The organism is Legionella birminghamensis (genome assembly GCF_900452515.1).
Lineage (GTDB): Bacteria > Pseudomonadota > Gammaproteobacteria > Legionellales > Legionellaceae > Legionella_C > Legionella_C birminghamensis.
In genome coordinates, this window is record NZ_UGNW01000001.1 from 2,657,497 (window position 1) to 2,678,667 (window position 21,171).

Below are 21,171 nucleotides of genomic sequence, written 5' to 3' on the forward strand. Positions count from 1 at the left end.
AAAGCAAAGGGAAACAGAGAAACTTTCATGGGCGAATCTCGTCTAGCTTATATTTTAAAGCGGATTAAGCGTATTTTTCTGCCGCCAACGGATGTCCACGAGCCGCAGACGCCGATGATTATTGAAAAAGATAGAAGAATACCTCTTCGTGATGGAGTTCATATCAGCGTTAATATTTATCGCCCGGATGATAACCAATCCCATCCGGTCATTCTCTGCTTCCATCCTTATAATAAAGATCAACTGCCCAAAAAATCTTTTCTGGGAAAGTACCAGCCTTTAAAACCCTATCGCTTCATGCGTCAGCCATCCAGCTCAAGCTTCTCTTCCCTAACCGGCTGGGAAGCGCCTGACCCTGATTTCTGGGTAAAAAATGGCTATGTATTGATTAATGGTGATATGCGTGGCGCAGGTAAATCAGAGGGCAAACTCGACTTGCTCAGCGATACCGAAGCGATGGATTATTATGAACTGATCGAATGGGCAGCTGATCAACCCTGGTCCAATCGAAAAGTGGGCTTAAATGGTGTGTCTTATCTTGCACTAAGCCAGTATCGGGTTGCCGCTTTACATCCACCCCATCTCGCCGCCATTTGTCCCTGGGAGGGATTTAGCGATATCTATAAAGACCTCGCCCGCCCAGGAGGAATCCGTGAGGACGGCTTCTACCTTTTTTGGACAAAAATGCTAAAACCAGAAATGCGGGACATGCAGCTCAAACAGATTACCCGGGACAGCTGGTGGCAAAGCCAGGTACCGGATATCAAACGCATTGAAGTGCCCGCCCTCATCTGCGGCAGTTTTTCGGATCAATCACTGCACACCCAGGGTTCATTCCGCTTATATCAGGAAATCCAGTCAAGACATAAATGGTTATATACGCATCGCGGGGGTAAATGGTCGACTTATTACAGTACGGATGCTTTAAAAACACAACTGGATTTTTTTGATTATTTCCTGAAGGATAAAGCCAATGGCTGGATGTCCGCACCGCGTGTCCGGCTTGAAGTACGGACAAGCCGCAATAAGATACATAGTATCACCCCGCATAGCGATTGGCCCTTAAAGGAAACCCAGTGGCTGCCTCTGTATCTGCAACCTCAACTGCAAATACTTCAAGTCAATGAATTGGAAACTAAGCAGTTACAGGAGTTTTCACTGACAGACGGTAATCTGCAATTTAGTTATACCATACCCTTTGATTTACAGATTATTGGGCCCATGAAGCTTAGGCTTTGGTTAGAGTTAATCGATTGCAAGGATATGAATCTTTTCGCAGGGATCCGCAAATTTCATCAGAATGAAGAAGTGTTTTTTGAAGGAAGTTATGGCTTTGGTCTCGATATAGTAAGTAAAGGCTGGCAGAAAGTATCCCTTCGCAAAATTAATGAAGAAGAGAGCCTTCCCTGGCAACCTGAGCATCGCTTTCTGGAGCAGCAATTTCTAAAACCGGGTGAAGTGGTCTGTGTTGAACTATCTCTTCTTCCTTCTGCTACGTTTTTTCATAAGGGGGATGAGCTGCGGCTTGAATTACGGGGAAACTGGTTTTTTAAACAGAATATTCTTTTATCACAATTGAGTAAATATGAACCGAGCCAGGCAGGGATCTGCCGCATTCACTGCGGCGAGGAGTATGACAGTTGTTTATTAATTCCCTTGCTCAAACCCTTTAAATCTAAAGATAGTGGAGAATAGTCATGTCCTATGCACAACGCTTCCAGGCCGGCTGGCAATTTCTAAAGGCCTGTTTTCGTTTTCTGGTAAAAAACCCCAGCCTGCTTATCCTTCCAATTTTCAGCATGCTGGCTGTCATTATTGCTATTGCCAGCCTGTTCATCAGTTCATTTTTTGAACTCAATATTGTTGTTCACCTTTATCAGAATGAAAAGCCGCTGTTCTTTGCCTGCCTTATTCTTTTTTACTTTTTATTGACCTTTATCATTATTTTTTTCAATGCCTCTCTAATAGACTGCGTCCTTCAGCGCCTGCAGGGTCAAAAGATGAATATTTTTCAGGCCATGGCCAGCACGCTTAAAAAAATAGGACCTTTACTGGGTTGGGCTTTGATTAGCGCCACCATTGCCGCCTTTTTCAATTTCCTCGAACGAAGCCACAGTACAATCGCTGATATTCTGAGCGCTATTTTTGGATTTTCATGGTCAGTGGTTACCTATTTTGTCTTGCCTGTTATGGTTGCTGAAAATGTGGGACCGATTGCCGCCATTAAGCAATCGATTCATCTTTTGGGCAAAGGATGGCGCAAATTACTAATCGTCAACTTTCTCCTCTTTCTGATTATTGCTGTAATCGTTGCTATCAGTTGTTTTCTGGCCGAGCTTTTCAAACTGCAGATTCAATCAGGCGGCGGATTCACCTTGGCAGCGGGACTGATTTTTTTCGGATTATGGCTGATTATCAACACCACCTTTAATGCCATTTTTAATAGTGCTTTATATCTCTATATTAAAGGTGAACACCCTATTAATTTTGACGGTAGTGTCATACGGGACATGATAATCAATAAAAATAATAATAAATTGCCTGAAGATCTTAAACGGTCCTAAATTTACAAAACTGAACTCATTCCGTTTGTCAAATTAATAATCTGTTAAGCTTCTTTAGGTAAAATTCACTGGTATTGTTAATTAGTGAGTTCGACAATGCCTAAATCCATCCTTGTTTTTGCTCAATGTGCCAATCCTAATGCCAAAGGTGATTATATGTTGGCAGTGCAGATTGTCCAGGATCTGGCCCGTGAGCTAGTTCATAATAATCCGGAAAATTTCGAATTGGTGCTCACCTCAACGCGCGAAAACATGCATCATTATGAAAAATTGCGCGGCACTATTATGGATAATAAAATAACCTTGGTAGGGATGTTGCAAGCCACCGCTATTCCATTGGAAGATCTGGTTGGATCCGAAAGGCAGGTAGTCGCTTTTATTGACGCCAATCGCTGCAAAGTTGCCCCCGATGAACTGATGCTGGAAATTATTGATCCGGAATCAAAATATGTCTATGCAGGAGCAGCCAACAAACCGGATTTCTCAGATCTATTCACACAGATTGCAATTAGAGAAAAAGTCCGTTTAAATCAGCCTAAATTATTCAATTATATTCCTTCGTCACAACAGCTTTTTAATTCCTGCGGAATGAGTACTAGCAGCCTGGGTTTACCTTCCATACCCAATAAGGATGAGCTTGCCCCTCTCACCTCAGACCAACAAACCCTGATTCCCAAAACGGCTTATGGATTTGCCTATCTTAATAGTTTGGGGGATGATCAACAGAACCTCGGAATAATCCGCAATTATCTTGAAATAACCGGCCATCACAATTTTGTATTAATAGGCAATTTTTCCTATATGGACATTTCCACTTTTCAAAAGGAAATGAAGTACATTTTATCAAAAAACGGCTCAACCTATATAGGAACTATTCACACCTATCAAAGTATTGAGAATAATGTAATGAGGGAGATGGTATCCAATACTCATGGAGATTTAGTAGCCACTACAGGCGTTCAAAGTACGCTTGAGGTTATTGCTGAGCAGAAACTGCCTTTTTATCAGGATTTATCAGGTAATGAGCGTTTTGTCGCCAGTTATCTGGCTGCCATAAAATCACTTTTAACCAGAGAACTGATTGAACCCAATTATTTAAAACTGGCTATTGAAGTCACAGAACTGCTTTTTGCTGATAAACCTCTAAATATTGCAAATCAACAGAAATTGCAGTCTCATCTGGCTATCAACTCACTCTGTAACCGCATCAAGAATGCTAACAGTCAACTGCTTGCCAATGCCCAAGGTAAACTGGCTCCTCGTTTGCTAAGCTTCATCACGCAATCGAATCCAGACCAATCGAAAGACTTACAGGCTCAATGTGACAGCGCCCGCCTTAATCTGCGGAAAACTGGCGAGGCGGTCAATCCCGTTACCGATCAGGCATTGCGACGCGCAGCCACCTGGGGCAAGACATTTGAATTAAAAGTATTGCTAAAATCCCTGAGATCCCAACCGGCTCTCATCGATGCAGCAGATCCACAGTTTCAACGCTCAGCCCTGCTTTGGGCAGTTGTAAAAACCAATGCCACTTGCATGCGTTTATTGTTGAAGTCTGGAGCCAATGTTAATCATCAGGATGCTGATCAATTAAGCGCGGCTCATCATACAGTTAACTTGAAAAGAAAAGATTTGCTTGAAATTTGTATCAAGGAAGGGGCTAACCTCAATCTGAAAGACAAGAAAGGATGGAGCCCTCTTCATTATGCGGCTTCCAAGAATTTCGAAGAAATAATTGCATGCCTTATCAAAGCCGAGGCGGATCTGAATATTGCAGACATTAATGGCGATACGCCGCTTCATTTAGCATCAAAAGGCAGACGAAAACAAGCAATTAAACTGCTGGCCGAAGCAGGCGCTGATTTGCATTGCAGGAATGCCGAAGGCCTTTCTATTTCCGACGACTCCTGGACAGTCACCTTTATGGCCGACAATTGCATTCTGCCAGTTAAACCGTCTGCCACAGTCCCGACTATGTTCAGTGAGGGCGAGCCGGAAGAGGATGTGAATGACGAGTTCTTCGACGATTTAGAGCCTGTTGAGCAACGTAAGAATTGTGAGGTTAAGTGTTTGATTCAGTAATATTTCACGATAAGCTCTCACGAATCCTTGCGGCATGCGATCACGAGTGCATTGCCCAAAGATTCTAAGGAACGGCGCCGACCGCCGAAGCCCCGCGGCTTCGACCGCGGGGCCCATGCCTGTTGAAGTAGCATGGTCGTCAGACAAGTTTCAATGTTGCTATAACAGGTAGTCATAAACAAGTGTCCTTAACATTAAATTGGCTTCGTGTGGGCCCCGCGGTCGAAGCCGCGGGGATTCGATAGCTTTATTTCAAATGCTTTGTGTAGATACTTTGGGTCTTAGACTTGGGATGGACTGACCGCTTGAAGCGGTACGTGTAGGATATCAAAAGTCCTTCCGCAGATAATACCGATCATGCTTTAAAAGATAGGCCTTGATTTCTGCAATCAACTGATAACCTTGCTTTAAGTAAAAATCCAAAGCCTGAAAATCAAAGGTATCGACAAACACAGCGGCAAGCTTCTGCTGGCGCGCATACTCATCAACCACACGCATAATGCCCGACCCTACTCGCTGTTGTCGAAATGACTCTTCAACCCATAAAATATCAATATAAGCTGCATCACTATGAACCCAAAGGGTAGCGCCGCCAATAACTTTATTGTTCTCATCTCTAGCAAAAACACTGCAATTAACTGCTTTTTCGCCCAAATGCGCCACATTAAAATCAATGATGCCCTTTCTCAAAACACTATTATCGACTTCTGAGGGTTTAAGTTCCAAATCAATGCTAATATTCGCCATATAAACCCTGTATAATTAAAGAGTAATAAAACAAGAATACTCTTGGTAGCTTATAGATATCAAGCGCAGAAAACCCCTAAGACGTATCCGGCGAGGCTTAATCCATGGCTGAAGACAATTTATCAGATGAAGACAAGGAACTGTTCCGAAAAGCAATGCAATCAGTTAAGCCGCTTCGTCAATCGAATAAAAAAATCAGCACTTACAAAAAACCAGCACCTGTGCCCTCAAGGCCCCAAGCCCCCTTTACCCGAGCCGAACCAACTGTTTTCCTGTCGGATTCCTATCGGGAAGAATTACCAAGCGACGCAGTTTTATCCTGGACTGCCCACCCCATCCCCGCAAAACGGATGCGCGAATTGAAAAGCGGGCTTATCAGTATTCAGGGAAGGCTCGACTTGCATGGCAAAAGCCCTGATGCAGCCCGTGAAGCATTAATAGAATTTATTAGGAGGCAAACTCAATCAGGGCATCGCGGCTTATTGATTATTCATGGAAAAGGGGGTTTACGTGGAGAAAAGCCGATATTGAAAAATCTGGTCAACTACTGGCTGCCGCAGCTGCCCACAGTACTGGCTTTTCATAGTGCCCTGGCAAAAGATGGCGGCCATGGCGCAGTCTATGTACTGTTGAAAAAAATGAGTAAGTCTCAAAATTAATACACTAATCATTGAATTTATATTGATAAACGCTTACCATCAGCCCAAAGTTATAAATCCTGACATCATGAGTAAACAACCCATAATTATTGGCATTTCCGGACCCTCTGCTTCCGGTAAAAGCCTACTTGCAAATACTATTGTAAATGAACTTGGATCCGAGCAAGTGGTCGTTATTTCTGAGGATGCTTATTATAAAGATAATAGTCATCTGCCGTTTGCCGAACGCGAAAAAATTAATTACGACCATCCGGATGCATTTGATCATGCCTTGCTTTGCGAGCATTTAAAACTGTTACGCCGATCAGAAACGGTTAATATTCCTATTTATTCGCACTCCAAACACATCCGTTTGCCAGAGACCAGACATGTTGGCCGACATGCCATTATTGTTCTCGAAGGGATATTATTATTTTCGGACAAAGCGCTGCGTGAAATTATGGACATCCGTATTTTCATGTCGACCCCGCTCGATGTTTGCCTTACCCGCCGGCTAAAGCGTGATGTGGTCGAACGGCATCGTTCATTTGAGTCAGTGGTTCATCAATATGAAACCACGGTCAGACCCATGTATTTGCAGTTTATAGAACCGTCCAGCCGTTATGCTGACATTATTGTTCCCCGCGGCGGAGAGAATCGAATTGCAATCGATATGATTCAGGCAAAAATGCGTGAGCTGCTGGCCATGCATAATAATGAATAAAGGAGAGTCTTATGGGTTTTTTAAACGGCAAAAAAGCATTGATTGTCGGCCTCGCCAGTAATCGCTCGATCGCCTATGGAATTGCCAAAGCATTTCATGAGCAGGGAGCCGAACTGGCTTTCACCTACCAAAATGAAAAACTGCAGGGCCGCGTAGAGTCCATGGCTGCTGAGTTCAACTCGAAATTAACTTTCCCCTGCGATGTAGCCAATGACGTACAGGTCAATGCCGTATTTGAGCAATTGGGCAGTCACTGGGATAAGCTGGATATTCTGGTTCATTCAGTTGCTTTCGCACCTGCGGATCAGATTAGCGGTGATTTCATTGAGTCCTGTAATCGGGAAGGCTTTCGTATTGCGCATGATATCAGCGCCTACAGCCTCGTAGGTCTTGCAAAAGCTGCCCTGCCGATGATGGAAGGTACACAGGGATCCATTATTACCCTGAGCTATTATGGCGCCGAAAAAGCAGTACCTAATTACAATGTAATGGGCATTGCCAAAGCCAGTCTGGAAGCTTCCGTACGTTATCTGGCTGCCAGCCTGGGCCGTCGAGGGCTAAGGGTGAATGCCATTTCTGCCGGTCCAATTAAAACCCTGGCAGCAGCGGGTATCAAGGACTTTCGCAAGATGCAGAACGCTTATGCGAATACAACCCCGTTAAAGCGAAATGTAACTGCTGAAGAAGTAGGTAATACAGCCGCATTTTTAGCCTCCTCCTTATCTTCAGGTATCACTGGTGAAGTGATCCATGTAGATGCCGGCTACCATGCGGTTTCAATGTCAAACCTGGAAGAATAAATCCTATCGTAGCCTGGGCTGTAAAGCCCGGCATTATCGTCACCCTCCTCCCCCAATTGTAAAGAATGTTGTATTTTTCTTCATCTTGTGTAAAATTACCACGATGAAAAGAAAGCTAATTTATATAATTGTTACAACACTTGGTGTTTTTGGAAGTGCGCTTGGTTTTTTACCCCACAAAGGGCTGCGGGATCTCTCATTTGTAACACAGGCGAGCTTTATCCTGCCTATTCCCGATACCAAATTTTCCACCCACATGCCCTTGATTAAAGCACCGCTGGCCAAAGCACAGGCCAATCAAAAGCCTGCTATCCCTATGGTCGTTAACAAGCTGGCAATCAAGCAAATTCCCTTTCACCAATTACCCGGCTGGGAAGATGCAGATGTCAAAAAATCACTGACCGCTTTTAAAAAATCCTGTGAAACATTTCTTAAGAAAGACCCGCAACATCCGGTAGGGTCAACACAGATTGATTTGAAAGCCAAAGACTGGCAACCGGCCTGCAGAGCGGCACTGTCTATCGATGCCGCCTACGAGGAAGACGCTCGGCAGTTTTTCGAAAAATGGTTTTATCCCATTGAGTTTGGCAAAAAAGAACCCGTAAAAGGGGTATTCACCGGTTATTACACACCACAGGTAAAAGGAAGCCTCACCCGCTCCCAAAAGTATAATACTCCTATTTATGGTCTACCCAATGATTTACGATGGAAACGAAATACTTATTATACCCGTGAACAAATTGATAAAGGGGTATTAAATCACAAAGCGCCAGTCATTGCCTGGATTAACAGCCCTGTTGATCGCTTGTTTTTGGAAATTGAAGGAGCGGCAGTTGTCAAATTAAATACCGGTAAGGATCTTTATCTCAGCTATGCAGGCGAAAATGGCGCACCCTATACCTCTGTAGGCAGTGTCCTGATAAAAAAAGGTATTATGAATAAGGATAATGCCTCCAAAAAAGCAATTAAGCGCTATCTATCCAACAACCCGAATAAGGTCAATCCGATTCTTCACCAGAATAAGTCTTTTGTATTTTTTCAGAATCTGAAAAAGAAAGCTGCGCTTGGCGCTCAGGGGATGGCATTGACACCGGGCTATTCACTGGCAATTGATCGCAAATGGATCCCGCTTGGCGCCCCCCTGTGGTTGGTAACCAAAGTACCTGATCAAAATGAACAGCAACAGAAACAATTCAAACGTTTAATGATTGCACAGGACACTGGAGGAGCAATTCGCGGACTCGTGCGAGGGGACATTTACTGGGGAGCCAGTGAAAAAGCTGCTTATCTCGGTGAGCACATGAAAAACCAGGGCCGCTATTGGCTGCTGCTGCCTAAACACGCAGTGCATAAAATACAGTACAATTATTTTTCTACCAAAGTTAAATTAGTTGTCCAGGCTTTAAAGCATTGGCCTGCATGGATTAAGCACTCAATAAGATAGGGAATGGACCCCGCGGTCACGCCGCGGGGATTCGGGTTTTCTTAGGCTGCGGGGATACGGATATTCTTAGGCTGCGGGGATACGGGTTTTCTTAGGCTGCGGGGATACGGATATTCTTAGGCTGCGTGGATTCGGGTTTTCTTAGGCCGTGGGGATACGGGTATTCTTAGGCTGCGGGGATACGGGTATTCTTAAGCCGCAGGATACGGGTATTCTTAGGCCGCAGGATACGGGTATTCTTAGGCCGTCAGGTATACGCGCTGTGCGGCATTGTATCCCCGCGGCATCGACCGCGGGGCCCATTCTTCTAAATCAATTAAACCTCATCTCAAGAAACCTTCGTAAAAGTACAAGATCCCTTAAAAGTTTCGCCAATAGAGTTTGTGTTATTATATAACACAGCCTTAATTTTCATCACCAGCATATTATCATTCAGTGATAAAGTGGCTTCTGAAATAAGTGTTATAAGGTTTTTATCATCATTGCCAGTATGGACGGTTGTTGCATTTGCAGTTAATTTGGTTTTAGTTGGATTCCAGGTAAAACGCACTTGTGTATTATCATAAGTAGCTTTACTTGAAGAAGCCATTGTAGTCATGGCTCCGTATATAAATTCCTGGCCGTCCAGAGAAATGTACTCATCAGATTGATCTATTTCCATTGGTACCGATCCATCGATATCGCTGCATGTCCCTATCCAATTTCCAGAGAAGTTCGCAGCTTTAATTTGCGAGTTAGCTGATATAGCAGTTTGCTCTTTGGATTTTAACAAATTTTTATTTGCAAATATTAGACTCTGCAATGCACTACCCGCATTGGCTGTGCTGACGACAGCTGCTCCCAAGAGAACAGTCGCAATGGTTTTATGTAACATCAAAATCTCCAGTGGTTATGTTTATTGCTTAAATGTGATGGAGGGAGTGGACCCCGCGGTCGCAGCCCATAGGTATCTACAAATCTCTGAAAACACAGTCTGCACTAAGCTTCTACGTCCCTCGGCTTGTCCGAGGGAACCAGAAGACTCATAGAGAAACACTGGACCCTGCGGACAAGCCGCAAGGCGTAGGGCATGTGTAGATAGCTATGGGCTGCGACCGCGTGGCCCATTTCCCCAGGAACAACTTATTTAGAGCCCATCCCATAATTTGCAGGAGGCGCAGAAGGGGTCGGTCCCGTGTATAGATTGGGATATAAGCTATAGGGCGTTGGCTCAGAAGAACCACCTAGAATATGCTGATCATCCCGTACCTCTCCTGTGGCCGTATAAGGCTGGGGCTGAGCACTAAAGAAATGTGTCTGCCCTCCTCCTGTTGAAGGATGATGGTGATGATGCGTTGGCGCTTGACCATATGGCTGAGAATAGCCGTTGTAAGGGCCTGAATAATGTTGTTGAGGTTGTGCCCTCAATGAATACAATACACCATTCAATTCAAACTGGGTGGCTTCGCCGTTACGCAAGCGGCTAATTTGTTCGAAGTAGTAATCATGACTGACATAACGATTCTGAGCAGTTGGCTCTGCATAATGCTTATCTTTTTCTACACGCTGTGCAGCTATGTCCCGTTGCAATTGTGCATACACATGATTCAAGGCATTCGTTACAGCTATGGGATCGAGACCTTTAGCCTGGAGGTTCCAAACTTCGCTCTCGCTTAACTGGTATAAATGCATCAGAGAAAAATGCTTGTCCCCTGCTTTTGCTACAATGAGATTACCAGCGCGAATATCCCGAATAGTATTCAAGTGTTCCTGAATTTCCTGGCCAGATTTAGTAAACCAGCGCGCCCATACCGATGGAATTTTTTTATGGTTGGAGCCTGAGTTTTTCTTATCCAATTTTGCCATTTCCAGACGCAATGCGATGATTGCCATCACTGCCTGGAAAGGATCAACTCCCTTTGCTTCCAGATTCTGTGACTCTTCTGGTGTTAACCTGAAGCGGTATGCATCATTTGGATCGATAGCATTGGGATGATTTTTCTTAATACAATAATCCTGTACTGCATTGGTAATAAACGCGACTCCAGCTGCTCCCAGTATTGTCATCACTACAATACCAGTAATAGCGATACCAATAGGGTTACTGATTCCCGCGCTAAATGCTAACCACATCAGCGGCGTTGAAAGCAAAAAAGTTCCTACAAGGGCACCGGCAGCAGCACCTGCGATCATGCTGGCAAGTGAAACAGCCGCCTGTAACCACCCCTCATTAAAATACATACGTTCCAGGTTACTACAGATTTTCTGAAGAATATAATAGAGGGCGATAAATGTTAAAACAGCTGCAACTGCGGCTAACAGGATGAGTAAAAGCATTGCCAGCGCTTCACCATTATTTTCCCCGTCATGATCATGGTGGCCGCAGCAGCCATCATAATGGGCATGGTGGCCATGAGAATGCAACATCATATCCCACATCAACCAGGTAAATAGAAAATCACTGTGATTGGCATAGTAGCAATCGTAATCACGATATGGATGATAATGTATATCGATATTCAGGAAGAGAGGATAGCCGCTGTAATTGTAATAGCTGTTGCGAAAACTGGCAGGCAGCCTGACAAACTCAGGGACAGAATTGCAAAAACTGTAAAGAACCCGGAGAACTTTATTCTGATCGTCTGATGAGAGCTGTTTCCATGGGCTTAGGGGGGCGTTCAAAGCATGATAGACACGTCTGGCCAATTCCTGAAATATCTCTTCCTGAGTCAACCGCTGATAGGTGGTCGGATTTCTTCCATGCTCTTTAAGGTGTTCATAATCACCGGATAAATTTAAAAACAACTTAGCCATATCATTTTCGGTAAATACTGCCATAAACTTACCTCATACTGCGAGTTAAACTAATCCTCAGGATAAAAGTCTTTCCTTGTTTTTATCCCGGGTATTGGTTTAAAAGTTAATGTTTGTCAACTTTGGCTTTAGCCACCAAATTATTGACGTACAGATCGTAATCCATTAATCCATAATTTGCTTCTATTTGTTGTGCCAAACTGGCTTGTTGTTCTTTGTCCAGATTTTTCAGTTTACCATCGGTAATCTTTTTCAGGCGAACGATAACGAAATCACCATTTAATAATTTTCTACCATCCTGACTATTTGGCTTGGCCAGACTAAACGCAAGATCGTTGATCATGGCTTCGGCCTTGTCTGTGTCACGGGTGGCATTGTCAATTTCCTGCCATTTTAACTGGTTAGCTGCAATTAACTTCTCGTCTTCCGAGGAATCCAGTTTAGTGGATAATAAATTGGTGCCTAACGCTTTTGCCTTGTTGGCCGCGTTCTGCAAAGCCAGGCGATTGATGATATCTTCACGTACTTCAGCTAAGGGCTTTTCACTGGCCGCTATGTGTTTTTTAACACGCAGTACCAGAACGCTATCGCTATCTAACTGAACAGGTTCACTGTTATTGCCAAGCTTCAACACATCATGGCTAAAAGCAGTATTAACCACTTGACGATTTTTACCCAGTTCAGAATCATCGCCCTCTCGGCTTAATGGCTGCGTTTGCTCAATCTTGAGCTTTAATTCATCAGCTACAGGTTCCAGCGAATCAGGGCTCTGGTAGCTGAGATCGGTCAGTTGTTCAAGTAATTGAGCATAGCGAGCCTGCGATAATTCAGTCATTAATTGATCTGCAATCTGCTCTTTTACTGAATCAAAAGGTTTTAGTTGGGCAGGTTTGTAGTCGATTAATTTAAAAATTTCAAAGCCATTGCTGCTGCGGAACGGTGCCGAAATCTGCCCTGGCGTTGTTAAATCAGATAAGGCTTTATCGAATTGGGTCTGTCCTGCCATTATCCAGGGTAATACACCGTCATTGTTAATAGATAACTTATCAGCTGACATTGTTTTTACCCACTGCGAAAACTGCATTGGATTATTTTGCAATGCCTGAAATGCTTCATCGGCATTCTGTTTCACCTGGTCAACTGCCTCATCCGAAGCGTCAGCTGGAAGCGCAAACAGGATGTGGGCCACTTTCCATTGAGCGGGTGTCAGGAAATTATTTTGGTTTTCCTCGTAATAACGCTTCACTTCCTCGTCATTGATTTTTAGATTTTTTCGCACATCCTGCATGGACAAACGAACGTAGTTGATCACCACTTTTTCGGGTGAAATAAATTCTTTTTTATGGCTGTTGTAAAAAGCGTCTACCTGTTCATTACTTATCTGCGATTTATCCATAAATGATTTGGTAGAAATTTGCAGATAATCATAATCCCTTGTCTGCATGTATAATTTCACAAAACGCTTTACTTCCCCGGGCAAGGCAAAGGCTGTACCGATGAAAGCAAAACGCTGCTGGTTAAGAAGCATGCCCTGACGCACTTCCTGCTGGAAGGATTCGGGTGTAAACATAGCACCGCTAAGTGCCTGCTGGTAACGCTCGGCGGAGAAATGGCCGTCCTGCTGAAACTGTGGAATACTTTGAATTGCAGCATTAGCCTGCTCGAAACTGACCTCAAAGCCCGCCTTCTTGGCAGCCTGTACAGTCACCTCATTCATTATCATCCCATCAAGCACTTCTTTTTTCAGTGCCATGTCGCTTTCTGTCGACATTTCAGATGGATCGCGCTGCTGGCGCGCGCGTCGATAATTCACTTCAAAGGCCTGCTTGGTAATCGGCTGATCATTGACCGTAACTTCCACATCAGAAGCCTGGTGGGATTGCATATAATAATCGACCCCGAATAAAGTAAATGTTACGGCAATCAGAATTATAACTATCCAGGCCACAAGACCTTGTATACGTTCGTTCAGCTTCTGCAACATTATTGGAGTTCCATTATTGATTGTTTACAAGAAAATAATTCGCTAAAAACCAGATAAAAAAAACGCGCCATACGGCGCGTTAATTTGGCGGAGTGGACGGGGCTCGAACCCGCGACCCCCGGCGTGACAGGCCGGTATTCTGACCAACTGAACTACCACTCCAATTCTTGGTGGGTGCTGCAGGGATCGAACCTGCGACCCTCGCCTTGTAAGGGCGATGCTCTCCCAGCTGAGCTAAGCACCCGAAAACTTACGCTTCTTGCACAGCCTCTTTCAGAGACTTTCCTGCTTTAAACTTAGCAACTCTTGACGCTTTAATTTCAATCTGTTCGCCAGTTTGTGGGTTTCTTCCAACACGGGCAGAACGGTTACCAGTTGAAAAAGATCCGAATCCTGGTAAAACCACCTGATCACCACTTTTGAGTGCATCAATAATGGTAGACATAAACATTTCAAGAACTCGTCCAGCATCAGCTTTAGTGACACCAGAACCGTTTGCAATAGCTTCTACCAATTCAGTTTTGTTCATCTTTTCCCCTATCAGTTATTCATCCTTCCATGAGGCGAATTTAATCAGAATCTTTTGCCTCAGTCAAGCAGTCACTTCCTTGGGTTGCCCGCCAGTAGCGGACAACGGTGTGAACTATACTCGGTATTAATGGGTATGTAAATCCTTATTTTCATTTTTTTTTGTAGTTTTTTCTGAAATGACTTCTTTGGCTTCTGAATTGTCAGATTCTGGAACAACAACAAGCGGGCTGCGCTGTAATGCAAGCTCTAAAACCTGCTCAATTGTTTTTACCGGATGAATGTGTAATTTCTTCAATACATTATCTGGTATTTCTTCCAAATCCTTACGGTTCTCTTCAGGGATAATGACATGCTTAATACCGCCACGGTGAGCCGCCAGCAATTTTTCCTTTAGGCCGCCAATAGGAAGCACCTGCCCTCGTAATGTAATCTCACCAGTCATGGCAACATCAGCCCGAACGGGGATATGCGTCACGACTGAAACCAAGGCTGTACACATTCCAATACCTGCGCTTGGACCATCTTTAGGGGTAGCCCCCTCTGGCACATGCACATGGAAATCGTTCTTGTCATAGAAATCATCACCAATCCCAAAGGACTTGGCGCGACTTCTCACTACAGTCATTGCCGCATGGATAGACTCCTGCATCACCTCTCCCAACTGTCCGGTATGCGTTGTTTTTCCTTTACCGGGCATCATTGAGGCTTCAATGGTTAACAGTTCTCCACCGACGCTGGTCCAGGCTAATCCGGTTACTTGTCCAACCTGATCAAACTCCTCAGCGAGACCATAGCGGAACTTTTTCACGCCAAGATATTTTTCAATATTTGTTTTTGAAACCGTGACTTTTTTGGTCTTTTTGCTGCTGAGAATATCTTTGACCACCTTACGGCAAATACCAGCAATGTCCCGTTCGAGATTACGTACCCCGGCCTCACGGGTATAGTGTCGAATAATTTCGCGTACCGCACCTTCATTGATAATTAACTCATTCTCCTTGAGTCCATTAAGAACCATTTGTTTGGGAATGAGATAGGTTTCTGCAATATTTACTTTTTCATCTTCGGTATAGCCTGCAAGTCGAATAACCTCCATTCTATCGAGCAATGGTGCAGGAATCTCAAGCGAATTGGCGGTAGCAATGAACATGACATCGCTCAAATCATAATCGACTTCCAGATAATGATCGCTGAATGTATGGTTTTGCTCAGGGTCCAGCACTTCCAACAAGGCAGAGGCTGGATCACCACGGAAATCCATGGCCATTTTATCCACCTCATCCAGCATGATCAGCGGATTTTTAACACCCGCTTTACAGAGCTTCTGGATGATCTTACCAGGCATAGAGCCAATATATGTTCTTCGATGTCCTCGAATTTCTGCCTCATCGCGCACACCGCCCAACGCGATTCGGATAAAGGTTCTACCGGTTGCATTGGCGATGGATTGGCCTAAGGATGTTTTACCGACCCCTGGAGGTCCGACCAAACAAAGGATGGGGCCTTTCATACGCTTGACCCGCTGTTGCACTGCCAGATATTCAATAATTCGTTCTTTTACTTTTTCCAGGCCGTAATGTTCTTTGTTTAGCAGGTTTTCAGCTTTGCGCAAATCAAACTGAATTTTATTCTTACGCTTCCAGGGCACGCTCAACATCCAGTCCAGATAGTTACGAATAACAGTGGCTTCAGCAGACATGGGCGACATCATTTTTAGCTTATGTAATTCAGCCATGGACTTTTCTTTGGCTTCTTTGGGCATACCGGCTTTCTTGATTGAGTTTTCCAATTGCTCAATCTCGCTGCCTTCTTCACCCATTTCTCCCAATTCTTTCTGTATTGCCTTAATTTGCTCATTCAGGTAATACTCTCTCTGGCTTTTCTCCATCTGACGCTTAACACGGCCACGGACTCTTTTTTCAACCTGAAGCAGATCGATTTCGCCTTCAATTGCCCCCATTAGCCGTTCAAGCCGGACACCGATTTCCAGAGTTTCCAACAGCTCCTGTTTATCGTCGACCTTCAAAGTTAAATGTGCAGCTATCGTATCAGCCAGGCGGCCTGGCTCTTCTATACCAGCAAGTGAACTTAACACTTCGGGCGGGATTTTTTTATTTAATTTGATATATTGCTCAAACTGGGACATTAATGAGCGCATTAATATCTCAATTTCCTGGGGATTGACTTCTCCAACCACCTCGTCCACTTCTTCAAGCAGCGCTTCAAGATAGCCCTGATCTTGTTTATAGCTTTTTACATGAGCCCGTTTTTCGCCTTCTACCAGCACTTTAACGGTGCCGTCAGGCAATTTTAACAATTGTAATACGCTGGCTACAGTGCCTATGTTGTAAACATCAGAGGGCGATGGATCGTCGTTGGATGATTTGCGCTGGGCAACGAGAAATATTTGCTTGTTATCAACCATGGCAGCTTCTAATGCTTTGATTGATTTTTCCCGTCCTACAAATAAAGGAATCACCATATGTGGATATACCACAACATCTCTGAGAGGCAGGACAGGCAGATATGAGAACTCATCATTCTCAGGAGATGGGATTAGTTCATTTTTACTAGACATAATAAACCCTTATTCAGACTACAATCCGTTTATTCCTCGAGCGTTAACATGCAATTTGCATGCCTCGAGGAATACAATTTAAAGGCGGATAGCATTTGAATGCAGGTAGTGTCTACCTGAATTTGCAATAGCCTCCGCCTACAACCTGAGGTTTTTCAAGTTTTTGCTGAAAAGCAGACACTAAAGCAAATTCCTGAATTTATTCCCCCCCACCAGCAGCTGAGTGTTTACCATCTCTTTCTTCAAAAATCATGATGGGTTTATTGGTATTACTGACTACACTCTCGTCAACAACAACCTTCTGGATCCCTTCAAGTGACGGCAATTCATACATGGTGTCTAAAAGAAGATTTTCAAGGATCGTTCGTAAACCGCGAGCACCAATTTTTCGCTCCAATGCTTTTTTGGCAATTTGCCGCAATGCATCATCCCGGAATTCAAGCTCAACAGACTCCATTTTAAATAAAGCCTGGAATTGCTTGGTTAATGAATTTTTTGGACGGGTCAGGATGTCGACCAAAGCATCTTCGTCAAGTTCATGAAGTGTCGTTACAACGGGTAAACGACCGACGAATTCTGGAATCAAACCATATTTAACCAGATCTTCAGACTCCAGCTCATCAAGAATCTTTTCGTTGGCTTTGCTGTCTTTGGAGTTCTTCAACTGGGCAGCAAATCCAATACCTGATTTGTCGCTTCGTTCACGGATCACTTTCTCAAGACCAGCGAAGGCCCCCCCGCAAATAAAGAGAATATTTGAGGTATCTACTTGTAAAAATTCCTGCTGCGGATGTTTACGGCCGCCTTGTGGAGGTACAGAAGCAATGGTACCTTCAATTAATTTCAGCAAAGCCTGCTGTACACCCTCTCCAGATACATCGCGTGTAATCGAGGGGTTATCCGACTTGCGGGAAATCTTGTCGATTTCATCGATATAGACAATACCTTGTTGCGCTTTATCTACATCGTAATCGCATTTCTGCAACAGTTTCTGGATAATATTCTCTACGTCCTCCCCTACATAGCCGGCTTCAGTCAGTGTAGTGGCGTCAGCAATGGTAAACGGAACATTTAGTAAGCGTGCCAGCGTTTGGGCAAGCAAGGTTTTTCCGCTTCCAGTAGGACCAATCAGCAAAATATTACTTTTACCCAGTTCTACACCATCCTGGGGCTTATGTTGCAGACGTTTGTAGTGATTATAAACAGCAACAGACAATACTTTCTTGGCATGGGGCTGTCCAATAACATATTCATCCAGGAACTTTGAGATTTCCTTGGGTGTTGGTAAATGTGTCTCGGTATCTTCTATCGTCTCTTGTGTTTCTTCTCGAATGATATCATTGCACAACTCGACACATTCATCGCACACAAAAACTGAAGGACCTGCAATTAATTTTTTGACCTCGTGCTGGCTTTTGCCACAAAATGAGCAATACAGAATTTTTTCGCCATCACCTTTACCGGTTTTACTCATTAACAAACCCTCTCGTGCCGATTCCTCTTATCAGGAATTCAATTTTAAATTTAGGGATTCGGCAGCAAAAATAATTTTTTGTTGCCAAACCTGATTGCTTCCATCTGCTCTGCGATGGGATATCAGACCTAACAAATAGCAATCTAGTAAAATTTTAGACAATCAATAAAAATAAGCCAAGTAGATAATGACCTAGTGCAAGTGTAGACTGGGCTACATTGCATAATATTATAACTTAAACCGAACTGCTGGGCTTTTCAGCCCAGCTTAAGGCCTTGGATTAGCCAGCCTGTTCAGGTGTTGCAAATGCATTACGGTCGTAGAGCACTTTGTCAATTAATCCGTATTCTTTGGCTTGAGACGCACTCATAAAGTTATCTCTTTCGGTATCACGCATAATTTGATCTGGCGTTTTATTAGTGTGCTTTGCCATGATGCTGTTTAAGCGTTCACGCACTGCCAGTGTTTCACGGGCATGGATTTCGATATCTGTAGCCTGGCCGCGATATCCGCCCAGTGGTTGATGAATCATCACTCTGGAATTAGGCAGACAAAAGCGCTTGCCCTCAGCTCCGGCGCAAAGCAACAAGGCTGCTGCACTGGCCGCCTGGCCAATGCAGAGTGTACTTACATCCGGTTTGATAAACTGTATGGTATCGTAAATTGCCAGACCTGCTGTAACGACGCCTCCGGGTGAATTGATATACAGATAAATATCTTTATCCGGATTTTCAGATTCAAGAAAGAGGAGTTGAGCTACAACCAGATTAGCCATATGGTCTTCAACTTCACCCAATAGAAAAATAATACGGTCTTTCAACAGTCTTGAGTAAATATCATAGGAACGCTCCCCTCTTGATGTTTGCTCAATAACCATTGGTACGAGGCCGCTGGCATTTCTTATCAGATTATCTGGATGACCTGCCATTTGTTTACTCTCCTTTCTCAGTGTTGTCCCTTTTTGGATTCATTACTTCATCATACGACATTTGCTTTTCAATGAGTTTAGCACTTTCAGCAATTTTTTCAGAAACCATTTCTTCCATCACCAACGCTTCAACTTCCGCAGTGCGTTCTTTGCTATTACGGTACCAGTTACGTAACTCATCTGGATTCTCATAAGCACTGGCGAATTTGTCGATCATTGCATCAACGCGTTCATTATCGGCTTTTAATTCATGTACTTTGACATATTCTGAAAATAACAGACCAAGGTGAACGCGACGTTTGGCTTGCTCTTCAAATAACTCTCTTGGGAAATCAGGAATCTTTTCATTTTCATGATGGGCATGCCCAAAAAGGCGATGATACATATCATGTTTCAGATGTTCAATTTCCTGGTCAATAAGCGCTGCTGGCAAGTCAAAGCTGTTAACGGACATCAATTCATTAAAAATTCGTTCACGATTCATTGAACTGACGCGACGCTCAAGTTCTCGAGTCATATTTTCCCTGATATCTTTTTTCAGAGCAGCCACTCCGCCCTCTTTGATGCCGAATTTTTCAGCAAAGCTGTCATCTAATGCAGGGAGCTCGCCTTCGTATACTTTATGGATAGTAATTTGGAATACAGCTTCTTTTCCAGCCAGTTCCTGGTGACCATAGTCGGAAGGAAATGTCACTTTGATATCAAAGGATTTACCTGCTTCACCGCCAACAAGTCCGTCTTCAAAACCAGGAATCATTGAGCCGGAACCAATAACAATTTCATAATGTTCCGCACTGCCGCCTTCAAATGGCTTATCGTCGATAAAGCCCTTGAAGTCGAGGTCAACTTTATCGCCTTGCGCCACGGCACGGGACACTTCTTTCCAGACCTTATTTTGTTCCTGCAGTTTGTTAATCATTTCATCAACATCCGCATCACTGATTACTGATTTGACAACTTCTATTTCCTGACCACTCAGTTCGGTAATTTTAATTTCAGGAAATACTTCAAAAACTGCGGTATATTTGAAGTCCTTGCCTTCTTCGAGCTCTTCAGGTTCAACAAAAGGGGATCCCGCTGGAATCAATTCGTTGTTTTTCAGTGCTTCGTAAAGCGTTGACTGGACCATTTCACGGGCAACTTCTTCACGTACACCTTTGGAGAAACGGTTTTTCACGACATCCATTGGCACTTTTCCTGGTCGAAAACCGGCAACTTTGGCTTTACGTGCAAGATCACGTAAACGCGATTTAACCTCATCTTCAACTTTTTCGGTAGGCACGCTAACGGTAATCTTACGCTCCAGACCATTCAGGGCTTCAACAGAAATTTGCATCTAGTCACCTCTTGGATATTTTTTATCATGTAATGGTGCGAAAGGAGAGACTCGAACTCTCACGGGTTACCCCACTGGAACCTAAATCCAGCGCGTCTACCAGTTCCGCCACTTTCGCAAAACAGGGTGGAATTATCGAACAGTATGACTTGGTTGTAAAGACTCGGATGCGAATCTTTAGCCTTGAATTTTGATACAACCAGAAAACGTGGTCGACTATATAGTATAGTTGTTTTCCAGCATGACCTGCTAACCAATTCAGACTCATTGATGTTTATAAATGGGGTGAACGATGGGACTCGAACCCACGACAACCGGGATCACAACCCGGGGCTCTACCAACTGAGCTACGCTCACCATCTCGGAATACTGCACTTAGGCTGGCACGCCCGGCAGGATTCGAACCTGCTACCCTCGGCTTAGAAGGCCGATGCTCTATCCAGATGAGCTACGGGCGCAAAAAAAATTTGGTCGGGGTGGAGGGATTCGAACCCCCGACATTCTGCTCCCAAAGCAGACGCGCTACCAGACTGCGCTACACCCCGCAA

The 21,171-nt window shown here is 44.0% G+C and carries 16 protein-coding genes and 6 tRNA genes; 7 read left to right on the forward strand and 15 right to left on the reverse strand.

Annotated elements, in window-relative coordinates:
- The first annotated feature begins 27 nt into the window (after nucleotides 1–27).
- The 3 genes from DYH42_RS11265 to ankY all read left to right on the forward strand — a co-directional run bounded on the left by DYH42_RS11265 (nucleotide 28) and on the right by ankY (nucleotide 4,646).
- Nucleotides 28–1,695, forward strand: a complete 1,668-nt coding sequence (locus tag DYH42_RS11265) for a CocE/NonD family hydrolase (RefSeq protein ID WP_058523589.1) — start codon at nucleotides 28–30, stop codon at nucleotides 1,693–1,695.
- Between the two features lie 2 nt (nucleotides 1,696–1,697).
- A complete protein-coding gene (locus DYH42_RS11270) occupies nucleotides 1,698–2,564 on the forward strand; it encodes a DUF6159 family protein (protein WP_058523588.1) in 867 nt (288 codons plus the stop codon).
- Between the two features lie 96 nt (nucleotides 2,565–2,660).
- The gene (ankY, locus tag DYH42_RS11275) at nucleotides 2,661–4,646 is read left to right on the forward strand and encodes a Dot/Icm T4SS effector AnkY/LegA9 (protein WP_058523587.1); all 1,986 of its coding nucleotides are present in this window, start codon (nucleotides 2,661–2,663) and stop codon (nucleotides 4,644–4,646) included.
- A 327-nt stretch (nucleotides 4,647–4,973) separates the two neighbouring features.
- Here the strand turns inward: ankY and DYH42_RS11280 are convergent, their stop codons facing one another.
- The gene (locus DYH42_RS11280) at nucleotides 4,974–5,393 is read right to left on the reverse strand and encodes a GNAT family N-acetyltransferase (protein ID WP_058523586.1); all 420 of its coding nucleotides are present in this window, start codon (nucleotides 5,391–5,393) and stop codon (nucleotides 4,974–4,976) included.
- A gap of 104 nt (nucleotides 5,394–5,497) precedes the next feature.
- On the opposite strand from DYH42_RS11280, the gene DYH42_RS11285 reads away from it, so the two are divergent.
- The 4 genes from DYH42_RS11285 to mltA all read left to right on the forward strand — a co-directional run bounded on the left by DYH42_RS11285 (nucleotide 5,498) and on the right by mltA (nucleotide 8,999).
- Nucleotides 5,498–6,052, forward strand: coding sequence for a Smr/MutS family protein (locus DYH42_RS11285; RefSeq protein WP_058523585.1), 555 nt, complete (start codon nucleotides 5,498–5,500; stop codon nucleotides 6,050–6,052).
- Nucleotides 6,053–6,119: 67 nt separating this feature from the next.
- The gene (udk, locus tag DYH42_RS11290; protein WP_058523683.1) at nucleotides 6,120–6,755 is read left to right on the forward strand and encodes a uridine kinase; all 636 of its coding nucleotides are present in this window, start codon (nucleotides 6,120–6,122) and stop codon (nucleotides 6,753–6,755) included.
- A gap of 11 nt (nucleotides 6,756–6,766) precedes the next feature.
- Nucleotides 6,767–7,555, forward strand: a complete 789-nt coding sequence (locus tag DYH42_RS11295; protein WP_058523584.1) for an enoyl-ACP reductase FabI — start codon at nucleotides 6,767–6,769, stop codon at nucleotides 7,553–7,555.
- Between the two features lie 103 nt (nucleotides 7,556–7,658).
- Nucleotides 7,659–8,999: a murein transglycosylase A gene (gene mltA / locus DYH42_RS11300; RefSeq protein ID WP_083503120.1), complete on the forward strand. Its 1,341-nt coding sequence runs from the start codon at nucleotides 7,659–7,661 to the stop codon at nucleotides 8,997–8,999.
- 328 nt (nucleotides 9,000–9,327) lie between these two features.
- On the opposite strand, the gene DYH42_RS11305 is transcribed toward mltA, so the two are convergent.
- The 14 genes from DYH42_RS11305 to DYH42_RS11370 all read right to left on the reverse strand — a co-directional run bounded on the left by DYH42_RS11305 (nucleotide 9,328) and on the right by DYH42_RS11370 (nucleotide 21,168).
- Nucleotides 9,328–9,873, reverse strand: coding sequence for a hypothetical protein (locus DYH42_RS11305; protein WP_058523583.1), 546 nt, complete (start codon nucleotides 9,871–9,873; stop codon nucleotides 9,328–9,330).
- A 248-nt stretch (nucleotides 9,874–10,121) separates the two neighbouring features.
- On the reverse strand, nucleotides 10,122–11,816 hold the full coding sequence (locus tag DYH42_RS11310) for a hypothetical protein (protein ID WP_058523582.1): 1,695 nt from the start codon (nucleotides 11,814–11,816) through the stop codon (nucleotides 10,122–10,124).
- Nucleotides 11,817–11,898: 82 nt separating this feature from the next.
- On the reverse strand, nucleotides 11,899–13,776 hold the full coding sequence (locus tag DYH42_RS11315) for a SurA N-terminal domain-containing protein (RefSeq protein ID WP_058523581.1): 1,878 nt from the start codon (nucleotides 13,774–13,776) through the stop codon (nucleotides 11,899–11,901).
- Between the two features lie 85 nt (nucleotides 13,777–13,861).
- A tRNA-Asp gene (locus DYH42_RS11320) sits at nucleotides 13,862–13,938 on the reverse strand.
- Between the two features lie 6 nt (nucleotides 13,939–13,944).
- Nucleotides 13,945–14,020: transfer RNA gene (locus tag DYH42_RS11325), tRNA-Val, on the reverse strand.
- A 6-nt stretch (nucleotides 14,021–14,026) separates the two neighbouring features.
- A complete protein-coding gene (locus DYH42_RS11330) occupies nucleotides 14,027–14,305 on the reverse strand; it encodes an HU family DNA-binding protein (RefSeq protein ID WP_058523580.1) in 279 nt (92 codons plus the stop codon).
- A gap of 126 nt (nucleotides 14,306–14,431) precedes the next feature.
- The gene (gene lon / locus DYH42_RS11335; RefSeq protein ID WP_058523579.1) at nucleotides 14,432–16,885 is read right to left on the reverse strand and encodes an endopeptidase La; all 2,454 of its coding nucleotides are present in this window, start codon (nucleotides 16,883–16,885) and stop codon (nucleotides 14,432–14,434) included.
- A gap of 199 nt (nucleotides 16,886–17,084) precedes the next feature.
- The gene (gene clpX / locus DYH42_RS11340; protein ID WP_058523578.1) at nucleotides 17,085–18,359 is read right to left on the reverse strand and encodes an ATP-dependent Clp protease ATP-binding subunit ClpX; all 1,275 of its coding nucleotides are present in this window, start codon (nucleotides 18,357–18,359) and stop codon (nucleotides 17,085–17,087) included.
- 280 nt (nucleotides 18,360–18,639) lie between these two features.
- Nucleotides 18,640–19,287 carry an ATP-dependent Clp endopeptidase proteolytic subunit ClpP gene (clpP, locus tag DYH42_RS11345; protein ID WP_058523577.1) on the reverse strand — a complete coding sequence of 216 codons (648 nt, stop codon included), beginning with the start codon at nucleotides 19,285–19,287 and terminating at the stop codon, nucleotides 18,640–18,642.
- A gap of 4 nt (nucleotides 19,288–19,291) precedes the next feature.
- The gene (tig, locus tag DYH42_RS11350) at nucleotides 19,292–20,623 is read right to left on the reverse strand and encodes a trigger factor (RefSeq protein WP_058523576.1); all 1,332 of its coding nucleotides are present in this window, start codon (nucleotides 20,621–20,623) and stop codon (nucleotides 19,292–19,294) included.
- Between the two features lie 33 nt (nucleotides 20,624–20,656).
- Nucleotides 20,657–20,741 (reverse strand) — tRNA-Leu (locus DYH42_RS11355).
- A 163-nt stretch (nucleotides 20,742–20,904) separates the two neighbouring features.
- Nucleotides 20,905–20,980 (reverse strand) — tRNA-His (locus tag DYH42_RS11360).
- A 24-nt stretch (nucleotides 20,981–21,004) separates the two neighbouring features.
- Nucleotides 21,005–21,081 (reverse strand) — tRNA-Arg (locus tag DYH42_RS11365).
- Nucleotides 21,082–21,091: 10 nt separating this feature from the next.
- A tRNA-Pro gene (locus DYH42_RS11370) sits at nucleotides 21,092–21,168 on the reverse strand.
- Nucleotides 21,169–21,171: the final 3 nt, after the last annotated feature.

What these genes read in the sequence shown, in the direction of transcription:
- DYH42_RS11265 (WP_058523589.1), top strand. Translation starts at nt 28, where the DNA reads ATGGGCGAATCTCGTCTAGCTTATATTTTAAAGCGGATTAAGCGTATT.
- DYH42_RS11270 (WP_058523588.1), top strand. Translation starts at nt 1,698, where the DNA reads ATGTCCTATGCACAACGCTTCCAGGCCGGCTGGCAATTTCTAAAGGCC.
- ankY (WP_058523587.1), top strand. Translation starts at nt 2,661, where the DNA reads ATGCCTAAATCCATCCTTGTTTTTGCTCAATGTGCCAATCCTAATGCC.
- DYH42_RS11280 (WP_058523586.1), bottom strand. Translation starts at nt 5,393, where the DNA reads ATGGCGAATATTAGCATTGATTTGGAACTTAAACCCTCAGAAGTCGAT.
- DYH42_RS11285 (WP_058523585.1), top strand. Translation starts at nt 5,498, where the DNA reads ATGGCTGAAGACAATTTATCAGATGAAGACAAGGAACTGTTCCGAAAA.
- udk (WP_058523683.1), top strand. Translation starts at nt 6,120, where the DNA reads ATGAGTAAACAACCCATAATTATTGGCATTTCCGGACCCTCTGCTTCC.
- DYH42_RS11295 (WP_058523584.1), top strand. Translation starts at nt 6,767, where the DNA reads ATGGGTTTTTTAAACGGCAAAAAAGCATTGATTGTCGGCCTCGCCAGT.
- mltA (WP_083503120.1), top strand. Translation starts at nt 7,659, where the DNA reads ATGAAAAGAAAGCTAATTTATATAATTGTTACAACACTTGGTGTTTTT.
- DYH42_RS11305 (WP_058523583.1), bottom strand. Translation starts at nt 9,873, where the DNA reads ATGTTACATAAAACCATTGCGACTGTTCTCTTGGGAGCAGCTGTCGTC.
- DYH42_RS11310 (WP_058523582.1), bottom strand. Translation starts at nt 11,816, where the DNA reads ATGGCAGTATTTACCGAAAATGATATGGCTAAGTTGTTTTTAAATTTA.
- DYH42_RS11315 (WP_058523581.1), bottom strand. Translation starts at nt 13,776, where the DNA reads ATGTTGCAGAAGCTGAACGAACGTATACAAGGTCTTGTGGCCTGGATA.
- DYH42_RS11330 (WP_058523580.1), bottom strand. Translation starts at nt 14,305, where the DNA reads ATGAACAAAACTGAATTGGTAGAAGCTATTGCAAACGGTTCTGGTGTC.
- lon (WP_058523579.1), bottom strand. Translation starts at nt 16,885, where the DNA reads ATGTCTAGTAAAAATGAACTAATCCCATCTCCTGAGAATGATGAGTTC.
- clpX (WP_058523578.1), bottom strand. Translation starts at nt 18,359, where the DNA reads ATGAGTAAAACCGGTAAAGGTGATGGCGAAAAAATTCTGTATTGCTCA.
- clpP (WP_058523577.1), bottom strand. Translation starts at nt 19,287, where the DNA reads ATGGCAGGTCATCCAGATAATCTGATAAGAAATGCCAGCGGCCTCGTA.
- tig (WP_058523576.1), bottom strand. Translation starts at nt 20,623, where the DNA reads ATGCAAATTTCTGTTGAAGCCCTGAATGGTCTGGAGCGTAAGATTACC.